Source organism: Yersinia rochesterensis (genome assembly GCF_003600645.1).
GTDB classification, from domain to species: Bacteria; Pseudomonadota; Gammaproteobacteria; order Enterobacterales; family Enterobacteriaceae; genus Yersinia; species Yersinia rochesterensis.
Map to the genome: position 1 here is coordinate 1789933 of NZ_CP032482.1, position 13107 is coordinate 1803039.

Here is a 13107-nt window from a genome sequence, read left to right on the forward strand (position 1 = left end):
GCTGGTCGTGAACCGACTATTACGCTGGATTTTTACATTATGCGTGGCGTATCCGGTAGTGCTGGTATGGCTGGGGGTTTCTGTCTGGCAGCGAAAACAATTGCCCCTCAAAGGGCCAGCTATTGTAGTGGCAAATCATAATAGCCATCTGGATATATTGACGCTGTTTACCTTATTCCCACTCTCAACTTTGTCGCAGGTTCATCCGGTGGCTGCTGCCGATTACTTTTTACGTCATCGTGCTATTGCCTGGTTCGCGATTAAAGTGATTGGCATTATTCCGGTAACGCGTGGTGGCGCAGGTAAGGGCAGTGACCCGTTGGCAGGATGTATTGAGGCGCTAGCCAATAATAAAATTGTCATTCTATTTCCTGAAGGGACGCGCGGTGAGCCAGAGAAATTTTCTGAGTTTAAATCGGGTCTGTGGTATTTGAGCCGACAATTCCCTACCACCCCGATAACCCCAGTATATATGCAGGGTTTAGGGCGGGCGATGGGTAAAGGACAGCGTATTCCAGTGCCATTCTTTATTGATATTTATGTTGATAAACCTTTGTATTTTCATGATGACAAACAGATATTCCGAACCGAATTACAGCAGCGGTTTATCACTTTGCAACAGCTCGCTACAAGGAAAATACCGTGACTCAAGGACATCGTGTTGCTCAGGAACTGACCTTCACCACCAGTGACAAGACGGCATTATTCTACCGTTGCTGGCCCGCGCAGAATGGCCCGGCAAAACGTGTGATAGTGCTGTTTCATCGTGGTCATGAACACTCGGGGCGCTTACAGCATATTGTTGATGAATTGATGCTGCCGGATGTGACATTTTATGCTTGGGATGCGCGTGGGCATGGTCAGTCACCGGGGGACCGAGGATACAGCCCAAGTTTGGCGCGTTCGGTGCAAAATGTTGATGAATTCGTCCGTTTTGCTGCTGTTGATAGCCAAGTGCCGATGCAGGATATTATGGTGGTTGCTCAAAGTGTTGGGGCGGTGCTGGTCTCGACCTGGGTACATGATTATGCGCCCAAAATTCGCGGTATGATTTTAGCCTCACCGGCGTTTAAGGTAAAATTGTATGTGCCGTTTGCTCGCCCAGGATTAACTCTGATGCACCGGCTTCGCGGGCTGTTTTACGTTAAATCCTATGTTAAAGGTAAATTCCTGACCCATGATGCATCGCGAGTGGCCAGTTTTGATAACGACCCGCTGGTTAGTCGCCCGATTGCCGTCAATATCCTGTTGGATCTTTACCGTGCCGCCGAGCGCATTGTGCAAGATGCCGCGGCCATAACCCTACCAACACAATTGCTGATTTCCGGCGATGACTTTGTCGTTCACCGTGCGCCGCAGCAGAAATTTTATCAGCGACTCAGCAGCTCGGTGAAAGAACAGCATATATTGCCCGGCTTTTATCACGATACTTTGGGCGAGCAAGACCGGCAACTGGCCTTCGATAAGATGCGAGTCTTTATTGAACGGCTCTATGGCGAAAAATTGCCTCAGCATAGTTACCGCTATGAAGACCGCTGGAGCGTCAGTGCCGATTGCTATCGTGCGCTGCAAGTGCCGCTGAAACCTTACTCTGCCGAAGGGCTGTACTATAGCGCATTGCGTTATGGCATGAAGACGTTGGGCAGCAGTGCTACCGGAGTGCGTTTGGGATTTGAAACCGGTTTTGACTCGGGCAGTACGCTGGATTATGTCTATCGCAACCAGCCGGAGGGCAAAAATAAGCTGGGGCAGTATATTGATAAACAATACCTTAATAGTATTGGTTGGCGCGGCATTCGCATGCGCAAAGTGCATTTGCAGCAAAGCATTCAAATGGCACTTCAGCAGTTGCGCGATAAAAACATGCCGCTGCGCATTGTGGATATTGCGGCAGGTCATGGCCGCTATGTGTTGGATGCGCTGACTGACCAGCATGATGTTGAGCAAATTCTACTGCGAGATTATAGCGAGCTGAATGTGGATAAAGGGCAAGCCATGATTGCAGAGCGTAATTTGACCGCGGTTGCGCGTTTTGAAAAAGGCGATGCTTTCGATCGAGATTCATTGGCAAGTTTGGCCCCAAATCCGACACTGGCTATTGTTTCCGGTTTATATGAGTTATTCCCCCAAAATGACATAATTGAGGCGTCATTGGCGGGGCTGGCGGCGGCGGTTCCTGCCGGAGGCGTATTGATTTACACCGGCCAACCTTGGCATCCGCAACTTAAAATGATTGCCCGTGCATTGACCAGCCATCAAGGTGGACAACCTTGGGTTATGCGAGTCCGCAGTCAGGGCGAGATGGATGCTCTGGTTGAGCAGGCCGGCTTTGATAAATGTCATCAACTGATTGATGAGTGGGGTATTTTCACGGTCTCTCTGGCGGTGCGCCGTGCTGATGACTGAGGGGGATAGTACGGTAACACGCAAGCAACTCTGGCGGCGTGCTGTGCTGTGGCTGTTGTTGCTGGCTCCACTGTTTTTTATCAGCTACGGCCAGACCAATCAGTTTACTGCCAGCCGCTCCGGGGTAAGTAGTGTGGTGTATGGTTGGGAGCACCATATTCCTTTTTTGCCATGGACGATTGTGCCCTATTGGAGTATTGACCTGCTCTATGGTCTATCATTATTTATCTGCACTTCGTTGCGCGAACAGACTCGCCATGCACTCAGGTTAATCATGGCATCGCTGGTGGCGTGCCTGGGCTTCCTGCTGTTTCCACTCAAATTCAGCTTTATTCGCCCAGTCACTGATGGGCCTTTCGGCTGGTTATTTCAGCAACTCGAACTGTTTGATTTGCCTTACAATCAGGCACCGTCATTGCACATCATGCTGGCCTGGTTGCTGTGGCTGCGCTTTTGGCCACATTGCCAAGGGATATTGCGTTGGCTGATGACTGGCTGGTTTGCATTGATTGCAGTATCTGTCCTGACTACCTGGCAACACCATGTCATTGATATTGCAACGGGATTAGCAGCGGGAGTGATTGTCAGTTATCTGATCCCGATAAAAAGCCATTGGTGCTGGCAACGACCCAGTCGCTCATCCCTGAAACTGGCACTTTGGTACGGTAGCGCCGCCTTATTAGTGGGAGGGCTAGGACTAGGGTTACAAGGTGGGGGTTATGTGCTGGTGTGGCCTGCACTTTCTTTGCTCGCGGTGACGGCGGGTTATTGTGGTTGGGGGATTGGGGTGTTCCAAAAAGAGGCCGATGGCAGACTATCGCCGTCAGCACGGCTGCTATTATGGCCTTATCGATTGGGGGCCTGGCTGTCGATGTATGCGTTCACCCGCCCCTTGCCGCAAGCGGTACCTGTGGCTGATGGTGTTTTTATCGGCAGTTATCCACGAACACAGCTATTACAGGCAAGCACATTGGATGTCACAGCAGAATTTAGTCGCAGCGATTATAGCCGCAATAAACCTTATATATGCTGCCCATTGATGGATTTAATGGTGCCCAATCAGCAGCAACTGGCTCTGGCGGTCACAAAACTTAATCAATTACATCAGCAACATGGCACAGTTTTGGTGCATTGCGCGCTGGGAATGTCTCGCAGCGCGCTGGTGATTGCCGCATGGTTACTTGATCAAGGGCGAGTTGCTACACCGCAAGCAGCGGCTGAATTATTACGGCAAGTTCGCCCACAAGTGGTATTGCAGCCTCAGCATTTGCAGGTTCTTGCGCAAAGAAGGAAAATTACATGTTAAATCACCCGGTGGCTGGGCAGGTTCTGACAATTCATCTTGCCAGTTGGCGTTATCTTGCTGCGTTGACTGTGCCGCCGATAATCTTTGCCCTGTGGGGTGCCGATAGTATTGTCGCGGGATTGTTACTGCTGTTGGCGGGTGTGACACATTATTATTGTTGGCGCTTATGGCTTGATGAGCGCCTATTTACATTGCTCTATGCCCACGAGCCACAAACGGCAGATTTTGATGCTGCATTGGCACAGTTGTGGGGGAAAAAAACGACGGATGGGCGCTCGTTAGACTCGCGCTGGCGAGGGGCGGCTAAATTGTTGCGGCGTGCGATGGTCAGCAGTTTATTATTGTGGTTGCTGATGGTTGTTGCACCCGTGACTGACTTGATAGCCGTGCAGTGAGAAATTATTATTGGCAAAGATAATAAAACGGCGCAGTATCAGCGCCGTTTTATTAATCAGGGAACAGAAAGGTCTAAGGGGCTTTTTTCTTGCCAAAAATCTTCAGTAAAGCGCCAACGGCACAACCAATCACTACACCTAAAATGACCCATTCAGTAAATGACATATTCAGACCCTTTTATTCGTTTGGCCTGATTATATAAACTATTCCCTACTTGTCCATGCTTGGGCAACTCAACATTGATAGCTCCACGGCCTTACAGCTTCGCTAACATCTCTCGGGTGACCAGTACAATTCCACTTTCCGAACGATAAAAACGACGAGCATCTTCATCCGCGTTTTCACCAATCACCATGCCTTCGGGGATAACACTGGCACGGTCTACGACACAGCGATGTAGCCGGCAAGAACGCCCCACATTGACGTCGGGCAGTAATACACAAGAATCGATATTACAGAATGAATTGACTCGTACTCGAGAAAATAACACCGAGTTGACCACGACTGAGCCGGAGATAAAACAGCCGCCTGACACCAACGTATTCATGGTCATACCATGGCTGCCAGAGCGATCTTGTACAAATTTTGCCGGTGGCAATGGCTCGGCATAGGTGCGTATCGGCCAATGTGAATCATACATATCTAATTCTGGCGTGATAGCCGCTTGGTCGAGGTTTGCTTGCCAATAGGCATCTAATGTCCCGACATCACGCCAATAATAAGGGGCGTCGGGTGAAGTGGAAACACAAGATAATGAGAACGGATGTGCCCAAACATGGCCCTGTTCGGTGATTTTAGGCAGAATATCTTTACCAAAGTCATGGCTGCTGTTTTCGTCCGCGTGATCGCTCTCAAGTAGACCAAACAGAAATTCGGCGTTAAACACATAAATTCCCATACTGGCCAGACTGCTATTAGGCTTTCCGGGCAGAGTGGGAGGGTCTTCAGGTTTCTCCCAAAACATTTTCACTTGTAACTCTTCGGAGACCTCCATCACACCGAAGGCCGTTGCTTCCGCCTTGGGCACTTCGATACAGGCCACGGTGCAGGCTGCACCACTTTCTACGTGATCGAGCAGCATGCGAGAATAATCCATCTTATAAATATGATCTCCCGCTAAAATCACTACATATTCAGCATGATAGCGGCGAATAATATCTAAATTCTGGAAAACCGCATCTGCGGTGCCGGTATACCAGTGCTCCCGCCCCTGGCGTTGTTGCGCGGGCAATAAGTCCACAAACTCATTCATCTCTTCACTGAGAAATGACCAACCATGCTGGATATGTTGCACCAAAGTATGGGACTGATACTGCGTTATCACGCCGATGCGACGAATACCTGAATTAAGGCAATTTGATAGTGCGAAGTCGATAATGCGGTATTTTCCGCCGAAATGAACAGCGGGCTTTGCTCGGACAGACGTAAGATCTTTAAGACGTGAACCGCGACCACCTGCAAGAATCAGGGCTACGGCTTTATTGGGAAGTTGTCTGGCCGACATGACTCTATCGATATCACCTGCTTTCCGCATGTCAGATTCCTTATCATTTGTATGTATAGCCGCTGGATTATGGGCTATATCCATCAATCCTAATGTGCCAAATACTGCCCGGATAATGACCGGATTTATGCCTCCTTTAAGTATAAGTATCGTCAATAACATAATCGGCTAATTATCGTTATAACAATGAGAAGCGAATCAAATTTAGCGTGTTCAGGTTGAAATTTTACGTCAACTCACTTCATGGATGGAGTGGCATTGCTTTCTACATTGTTAGGTTTGTGATCCTCGACCATACTCGATAGGGCAAAAGTATTCGTAGTTTTAATAAGGATATAAAATTATGACAATAGCAAAAGAATATCTGTGGTTGTCGGCACTCACTTTGGCGCTGAGTAGTTCTACGCTGAGTGCTGCACCGCTTGCAGCACAACCGACCGGTTACACTTTGGAGCGCGTGGTGATTTTGAGCCGCCACGGTGTTCGTTCCCCGACGAAACAAACACAGTTAATGAATGATGTTACACCTGACAAATGGCCTCAATGGCCAGTAAAAGCGGGCTATTTAACGCCGCGAGGAGCAGAGTTAGTCACCTTAATGGGCGGTTTTTATGGTGAGTATTTCCGCAGCCATGGGCTGTTGCCAGCGGGGTGCCCGGCAGACGGGGCCGTCTATGTGCAGGCTGATATTGACCAACGCACCCGCTTAACCGGACAGGCATTTCTGGACGGTATCGCCCCGGATTGCGGCCTGAAAGTACATTATCAAGCTGATTTGAAAAAAGTTGACCCGTTATTCCACACTGTCGAGGCGGGGGTCTGTAAATTGGACCCAACGAAAACTTATCAGGCTGTTGAAGAACGACTGGGTGGGCCATTAAGTGAGCTGAGTCAGCGCTATGCCAAGCCCTTTGCCCTGATGGGCGAGGTGCTGAATTTTACAGCTTCACCTTATTGTCAGTCATTGCAACAAAACAGAAAAAGCTGTGATTTCGCGACTTTTGCAGCAAATGAAATCAAAGTAAATAAAGAAGGGACAAAAGTTTCATTGAGTGGGCCACTGGCGCTATCGTCGACATTGGGTGAAATTTTCCTGTTACAAAATTCGCAGGCCATGCCCGATGTCGCCTGGCACCGTCTCAGCGGTGAAGAAAATTGGGTTTCATTATTGTCACTGCATAATGCACAGTTCGATTTGATGGCCAAAACCCCTTATATCGCCCGGCATAAAGGAACTCCGCTATTGCAGCAAATTGATACGGCATTAGTGTTGCAACGTGATGCTCAGGGACAAACCTTGCCGCTATCACCGCAAACCAAATTGCTGTTTCTCGGAGGACATGACACCAATATCGCCAACATTGCCGGTATGTTAGGAGCTAATTGGCAATTACCGCAGCAGCCCGATAACACCCCGCCAGGTGGCGGACTTGTTTTTGAATTATGGCAGAATCCGGATAACCATCAACACTATGTGGCCGTGAAAATGTTCTATCAAACGATGGAGCAGTTGCGCAATGCTGATAAGTTAGACTTGAAGAATAACCCGGCAAGAATTGTTCCGATTGCCATTGAAGGCTGTGAGAACGAGGGTGATAACAAACTTTGTCAGCTTGAGACTTTCCAAAAGAAAGTCGCCCAAGTGATCGAGCCTGTATGTCATATTTAGGCTGAAATTATTCGGAGTTAATGCGTATTGTCGAATAAGTCAAAAGACCACAGTGTAATAGGGTTTTGTAATGTGGGTTTATTATCTGTGGTTATTAACAGTGATTTATTATGATTAATGCTATATAAATAAAAGCCGGGGCTATCTATTAAATATAGATAAGCCCCAGAAGCAAGTGATAGCATCAATAAGACAAGTGTTCAATTAGCGGAAGCATTACAATTTAAGTATTATTAACCTAGTCTGACTAAATCGAAAGGCACATGGCGTTCACCGGTATGTAGCAGCTCTACAACCCGCTCGCGCTCAGCTTGTATAGGTGCCAAACCCTCGGCATGAATAGCCTTTGCTACGTCAATTTCTCCTGTTTGTGCGACCATGACACGTTTGCCTGGAATAATTTGGTTTCTATTTCTGTCATAGACCTTAACCATATTAACCTCCAATAGTTATCTGATAAGGTTCAATAGGTATCGGGTGTAAATTTCACACCTAAAATAAAACCAATATCTAAGATATAAACCTATTGTTAACATAAAACCGAACAGCTAAATAACTTTTACCTATGGACTTCGCTCAATAAGGTCAATTTGTTTGCCTCAGTTAAGCTATTATGGAGTTGGCTTACATACTGTGAAAAATGATATTTATTTTTTTAGTAGAGATCAAGTCGTATAAGCATTTTTTTATCATGTATAGGCTGGAATAAAAAACCCGCATTGTCCTGAGGGATCCCCACTAATTCAGCGCTAATAAACCAACACCATACTTCGGTAGGTTTTGGCGAGGTGATTAAGAACTGCATCCAGTGCTGTTCGCGTTAAAATTAGCGGAGAGTGTCGCAAGATATTCTCCGCTAATGTCAGATAAGATATAACCCGTCGTGACTTAAGGCTGTTAGCCTGATACCTCAGATGTAACCCTTTATTTTCAGCATGATAGCCAAGTAACCATAATACTGCCGTGCTTAACGTTGCCAGAAGACTTAACACCAGTATACGCCCCGCTGTGCGGCTGTGACTGGCGCGAAGCCCAAAGCCAAAACGTTCACTTTTCTCATCGCGAAAATTCTGCTCTATCTGCATCCTGCGACTGTATAACTTCATGACTTCACGTGGTTTAAACTCCTCTGTACTGCTAAAAATAAGCCACGGTTCTTTTGCTGCGGCGCGTCCGTCCCGCTCCTGCGAATAGCGAGATATCCGGCAACGGGCACGTTTATTCTGCCGCCCTTTGGGTTCCTTTTTATGCAGGTAAAAGTGACCATCACAGCGGGCATATTCTGCACGTGCGAGTGTCCCCGGCCCCAGATATTCAGGTTGGCCACTGGCCGATAATTCCTGCCGCCTGAACCAGTGCTCACCTTTTTTATCCAGCCGGAGCTGGATATTGCCTCTGACTCGCCCGATAAAATCCCAACCCAATGATTTAATATGGTGAAACCAGGCATTTTGAAAACCGGCGTCAGTGACGATGAGTACCTTTTTATCAGGCGCAATAGCGGTGGCGATAGAATTCAGGAACTCTTTTTGTATCAATGCATTCTGTTGGTTATGCGAGGGAACAATTTGGCTCATTAACGGGATGGAACGACCATCACAAATCAGGCTGGCGCGTAAGACGTGGAATGCCTGTGAGGGATAACCACTCCAGTCAACAGCAATAACACACCAGGGAAGTCGGCGCGTAAGTAACGAAGTAATATTACGAAATATCAGAGGGATGTCATGGTGAAGAGCCGTATTACCTAACAGCCGGTCAACCCGTTTTATCTTGTGTTTTACCTGAGCGGTTCCCGGCAGATGGCGTCCGATACTGGTCAGGGTCAGAGAAGCGCCACGCGTCAATGCAACGGTTGCATCAATCAGGGCATTTTGACGATATTGATGAAACGGGGCTAAAGCGCCCCGGAAAAAGTTCTGGCATACTTTACGGGCAGGCATAGAGTTGATCTCGCTGAATTGGTTGCACAATCAGTAGATCATATTTTCTCTATGCCTGTCCTTTTTTCTGGGGATTCACCAGCGCATTGTCAGCGGATTTTATGTAGGCAGTATTCAATCGCCAGCAATGTGCTATATCAGTGACTTTTGCGTTAAAGATTCCAGTATTTTTAGTGGGGATTGTTGGGGGTTCTTCATCCCCTCAACCGGTAACAGGAAAGTTTGTTCCAACATGAATTGCCCGCCCATCGCCGCGTGAGGCGTTTGATCTGAAAAACAGATCCAGCTACAACCCGCTGGGAAATCAATAGCTTGCTGCAAACCATTTTTTTGGTAATCAGAGTCTGACTTCATTTTATCGTGCAGTTGAAGCATTAAATGATCGTAATGACTGCGGCGGTGCTTGGTTATCCCGATTTTATGCTGCAACCAACTACTGACAGGGGAATAACTGTCGAGTTGCGGTAAATAGCGACTGGCTAATTGCGAAAAATCTTCCCCTATACGCCATGAGCGTGGCTCATTATGAGGGTTGATATTGGTGAAGATTCGGATGATTCGCTCACCATAATTAGGCCGTGAAGGGAAAGCATCCACATGTAAGCGGCTATCATCTTTACGCCAAGATGTTTTATCACGCCAGGCAGTAACCGGGTGCAAACGTAGGCTATTAGTTGGACTGTGTAGGGCAGAGATATAATCCGGCAGTAATTGATTCACCAGGCTGAGGCAATTCTGATAATAACGTTCGAGCAATTGACGGGTTAGTGTCACTTTGCTTTCATCAGTGACGCCGGTTAGTGTCCCCTCCAACGGCTTAAAGCTGATATTTTTACGTTTTACATCCACCAAGGCGGGGTCAAGCAGTTGCATTTCCTGTTCACTCAGCTCAAATGCCAAATGAGGCAGAAAAAGCACTTTACCTTGCTCCAGCGCCTCGACGGCACTGGAGTTTTGCGCGTTATCTTGACCCCAACGGGTATAGGGGAGCGTAAGAATCGATGAATCTGACGCGTTGCTTTGATTATTACTCATCAGCTATTCGCTTATATATATTAATTATGTCAAGAATAACTTTTAATTATAGATAAAATGAGGGCTAGGGTACAGATTTCAAATTTTACTTTCCTTGATCAACTGCACTAAGGGTGGAAAGCGTCGTATTATTGGGGATGACTTAACAATTGAGGTCTGAATTTCGGCGTGTTCTGACCAACGGTCAATAATCGTATCCAATTGCTCCATTGAATGAATATATAAACGACTAATGAAGCAGTCGTCGCCGGTCACTTTGTCACACTCAACACATTCAGGTGTTTCCTGAATCATTTCTTCAGTTATCCGTAGCATTCCTGCCCGCGGTTTGACACGTACAATAGCCTGCAAGCTATACCCGAATGCCTGTTGATTCAAATCTAGTGTGTAACTGCGGATAATATGACGTTCTTCGAGACGTCGTAAACGTTCAGAGGTACTGGGGGAGGAGAGGTTGACTTGTTGTGATAGGTCCTTCAAAGATATCCGTGCATTTTTTGCTAAAATAGTAATCAATTGCTCATCAATCTTGTCCATGCCTATCCACCTTTTATGATTCGAAACAATAGGATCATTATAGGTGTCATTTTAATATGTTCGCGGAATTTTCCTAATAAATATAATGAGTTTGATGAGAAAAAGGAGTGTTTGTTCGTGTTAGTCGCATCAACAAAGGCTTGGACAATATTGCCTATTGAAGCAGTAGTGCTCGCCGCCACTGATTTGTCTTTGAGAAAGTAGATTTGATACACAAAAGTATATCCTCTACCGGGGTCGGCAGTGGGCAAAGCCATGTTAGATCGTCGTGATTAATACCGGATAGCCGAGGTACTGGCCAACGATGCAGTTTGATTCGGCTCATTGGTACGCATAGATTTTTTTTTGCAAATAGGCTAAGTCATAGACATCATAAAAGTCTATTTCACCTTTATTACTAATAATATGTTTAAAGCGGATTTTAAAATAATCGCTGATATCCTTGCTATTTAATATTTCATCAATTGCCTGCGTTGATAGCGCACGGCTAAAGAACCATTCACCGTTATAGCAAACGCGTAAATCAAGAATACCAATATCGTCGAATTTAAATACGGGTTTGATTTCCATCATGAGAACAGCAGACATCAAGGCAAAGAAAACAGTGAAGGCAATCATATAACCCGTGCCAAAGTAGGGCGTTAAGTACATTAAAATTAAGACAAAAAAGTATGATATTAGCATCGCAAGGCAAAGGTAGGGGTGCTTGTAGACAAAATCTCTGTTAAATTTTAATCGACCATCTCTTTTTTCTTTCTGATTTATTCTTGCGATGTCGTCGGTTAATATTTTTTTAATTATGTCCATAATGATGACCTTGTAATTAATAACTAATAAAGTTAAACCATAATGGTTTGTTATATTTTAACATGAAAAGTTAAATTTAATGTATATCAGTTTAAGGAATTAGTTAGCAAAACTGTTATAGTTAAATAGGCAATTGAGTAGATATATTATTCATTCATCAGATGAAAACAATCGTTTTTTCTGAAATTTCACCTGATGAAATTTCATAGTGAAGCTAATTATAGCGCTGAACAGCCATCAGTGGTCAGGACAATTTTACCGATATGCGTGCTGCTTTCCATTAATTCATGGGCTTTAGCGGCTTCTTTCAGTGGAAATGTCTTAAATATCAGTGGTTTTACTTGACCATTACACAGCAATGGCCAAACGTGTTGCTCCAGTTCTTTAGCGATGAGCGCTTTTTCTGCCACAGTACGCGAGCGCAATGTGGATCCTGTGTGTGTTAGACGTTTTAGCAACATTAGCATCAAATTCAAGTCCTTGGCATTCCCATTTTGAGTGCCAATCTGCACGATGCGACCATTCATTGCGGCAGCTTCATAATTACGTGCGACATAATCACCAGCAATTAAATCGACAATAACATCGACACCTTTCCCTGCGGTGACTCGTTTAGCCTCGGCAACAAAATCGTCAGTGTGATAATTAATAGCAATATCTGCACCTAGTGCCAAACACGCCTGACGTTTCTCTTCTGACCCCACAGTGACGATAACTATTTTTGCGCCAAATGCTTTGCTCAACATTATTGCTGTAGTCCCAATACCTGAAGAGCCACCGTGAATTAAGACAGTTTCACCAGCGGTAAAATGATCCCGTTGGAAGAGGTTAGTCCATACGGTAAAGAAAGTTTCGGGTAACGCTGCCGCTTCAATTTCAGTGAGGTTAGGTGGAATAGGTAAAGCATTGGTTTCATGTATTACGCAATATTGGGCATAACCACCACCCGCGATTAACCCACACACTTTGTCTCCAATTTTAAATCGTGAGACATCAGCCGCAACCGCAACCACAACACCTGCGACCTCTAATCCTGGAATATCGGAGGCGCCCGCTGGTGGTGCATATTGTCCACGGCGTTGCATGACATCAGGGCGGTTAACTCCGGCAGCTGAAATCTTAACCAGTATTTCACCTGCAGCTGGCATAGGTGTCGGGCGATCGACGGGGACTAAGACTTTAGGGCCACCAGGTTGAGTAATCTCGATCGTGACCATGTTCGTTGGGAGATTAGTTAACAATGTCATAATATTCCTCTTGTAACATGAAGATACTGAGTCAGAAGCTATGCCTATGATTGAGTGATTATCTTAGCCCCGTAACGTAAATAATTCATGGAATGAATGTGCTTAACTTATGACACATATGCAAAAGACAAAATCATCAAAGGGGAGCAGAAGATAAAAAAGCGCCCAATAGGGTGGGCGCATAAATTTACAAAGGAGTACTACATGTATGACTCATTGCATGGCAATAATCGGGACTAAGAGATGTTTGGAACATA

At 45.9% G+C, this 13107-nt stretch carries 11 protein-coding genes and 1 pseudogene; 5 read left to right on the forward strand and 7 right to left on the reverse strand.

The genetic code is table 11. The annotated features are described in order from the left end of the window. Positions 1–7 precede the first annotated feature (7 nt). The 4 genes from DXZ79_RS08405 to DXZ79_RS08420 are packed head-to-tail and all read left to right on the forward strand — an operon-like array spanning position 8 to position 4107. On the forward strand, positions 8–646 hold the full coding sequence (locus tag DXZ79_RS08405) for a lysophospholipid acyltransferase family protein (RefSeq protein WP_038633862.1): 639 nt from the start codon (positions 8–10) through the stop codon (positions 644–646). Further along, on the forward strand, positions 643–2406 hold the full coding sequence (locus tag DXZ79_RS08410) for a bifunctional alpha/beta hydrolase/class I SAM-dependent methyltransferase (RefSeq protein WP_120011206.1): 1764 nt from the start codon (positions 643–645) through the stop codon (positions 2404–2406). Before DXZ79_RS08405 ends, DXZ79_RS08410 begins: the two co-directional genes overlap by 4 nt. Next, on the forward strand, positions 2399–3712 hold the full coding sequence (locus DXZ79_RS08415) for a phosphatase PAP2/dual specificity phosphatase family protein (protein ID WP_162928773.1): 1314 nt from the start codon (positions 2399–2401) through the stop codon (positions 3710–3712). Before DXZ79_RS08410 ends, DXZ79_RS08415 begins: the two co-directional genes overlap by 8 nt. After that, positions 3706–4107 (forward strand): hypothetical protein, encoded by a 402-nt coding sequence (locus DXZ79_RS08420; protein WP_038633856.1) that lies wholly within the window; start codon positions 3706–3708, stop codon positions 4105–4107. The genes DXZ79_RS08415 and DXZ79_RS08420 overlap by 7 nt, the downstream gene beginning before the upstream one ends. Before the next feature lie 257 nt (positions 4108–4364). On the opposite strand, the gene glgC is transcribed toward DXZ79_RS08420, so the two are convergent. After that, complete coding sequence (glgC, locus tag DXZ79_RS08425) at positions 4365–5642, reverse strand: glucose-1-phosphate adenylyltransferase (RefSeq protein WP_038633853.1); 1278 nt, start codon at positions 5640–5642, stop codon at positions 4365–4367. 313 nt (positions 5643–5955) lie between these two features. Here glgC and DXZ79_RS08430 point away from each other — a divergent pair, with 313 nt between their 5' ends. Continuing rightward, entirely contained in the window at positions 5956–7281 is a 1326-nt protein-coding gene (locus tag DXZ79_RS08430; RefSeq protein ID WP_038633850.1) for an AppA family phytase/histidine-type acid phosphatase, read from the forward strand. 233 nt (positions 7282–7514) lie between these two features. Here DXZ79_RS08430 and ydfZ read toward each other — a convergent pair whose 3' ends face one another. The 6 genes and pseudogenes from ydfZ to DXZ79_RS08465 all read right to left on the reverse strand — a co-directional run bounded on the left by ydfZ (position 7515) and on the right by DXZ79_RS08465 (position 12850). Further along, on the reverse strand, positions 7515–7715 hold the full coding sequence (gene ydfZ / locus DXZ79_RS08435; protein WP_038633846.1) for a putative selenium delivery protein YdfZ: 201 nt from the start codon (positions 7713–7715) through the stop codon (positions 7515–7517). A 315-nt stretch (positions 7716–8030) separates the two neighbouring features. Then, a complete protein-coding gene (locus DXZ79_RS08440; protein WP_120011132.1) occupies positions 8031–9224 on the reverse strand; it encodes an IS4 family transposase in 1194 nt (397 codons plus the stop codon). Between the two features lie 132 nt (positions 9225–9356). After that, a complete protein-coding gene (gene kdoO / locus DXZ79_RS08445; RefSeq protein WP_038633843.1) occupies positions 9357–10259 on the reverse strand; it encodes a Kdo hydroxylase KdoO in 903 nt (300 codons plus the stop codon). A 78-nt stretch (positions 10260–10337) separates the two neighbouring features. Beyond that, complete coding sequence (locus DXZ79_RS08450) at positions 10338–10796, reverse strand: Lrp/AsnC family transcriptional regulator (RefSeq protein ID WP_038633840.1); 459 nt, start codon at positions 10794–10796, stop codon at positions 10338–10340. A 272-nt stretch (positions 10797–11068) separates the two neighbouring features. After that, positions 11069–11603 (reverse strand): annotated as a pseudogene (locus tag DXZ79_RS08460) (YlaC family protein). Positions 11604–11821: 218 nt separating this feature from the next. Beyond that, entirely contained in the window at positions 11822–12850 is a 1029-nt protein-coding gene (locus DXZ79_RS08465) for an NAD(P)H-quinone oxidoreductase (RefSeq protein ID WP_038633835.1), read from the reverse strand. Between the last annotated feature and the right edge of the window lie 257 nt (positions 12851–13107).

What these genes read in the sequence shown, in the direction of transcription:
- DXZ79_RS08415 (WP_162928773.1), top strand. Translation starts at nt 2,399, where the DNA reads ATGACTGAGGGGGATAGTACGGTAACACGCAAGCAACTCTGGCGGCGT.
- DXZ79_RS08420 (WP_038633856.1), top strand. Translation starts at nt 3,706, where the DNA reads ATGTTAAATCACCCGGTGGCTGGGCAGGTTCTGACAATTCATCTTGCC.
- glgC (WP_038633853.1), bottom strand. Translation starts at nt 5,642, where the DNA reads ATGCGGAAAGCAGGTGATATCGATAGAGTCATGTCGGCCAGACAACTT.
- DXZ79_RS08430 (WP_038633850.1), top strand. Translation starts at nt 5,956, where the DNA reads ATGACAATAGCAAAAGAATATCTGTGGTTGTCGGCACTCACTTTGGCG.
- ydfZ (WP_038633846.1), bottom strand. Translation starts at nt 7,715, where the DNA reads ATGGTTAAGGTCTATGACAGAAATAGAAACCAAATTATTCCAGGCAAA.
- DXZ79_RS08440 (WP_120011132.1), bottom strand. Translation starts at nt 9,224, where the DNA reads ATGCCTGCCCGTAAAGTATGCCAGAACTTTTTCCGGGGCGCTTTAGCC.
- kdoO (WP_038633843.1), bottom strand. Translation starts at nt 10,259, where the DNA reads ATGAGTAATAATCAAAGCAACGCGTCAGATTCATCGATTCTTACGCTC.
- DXZ79_RS08450 (WP_038633840.1), bottom strand. Translation starts at nt 10,796, where the DNA reads ATGGACAAGATTGATGAGCAATTGATTACTATTTTAGCAAAAAATGCA.
- DXZ79_RS08465 (WP_038633835.1), bottom strand. Translation starts at nt 12,850, where the DNA reads ATGACATTGTTAACTAATCTCCCAACGAACATGGTCACGATCGAGATT.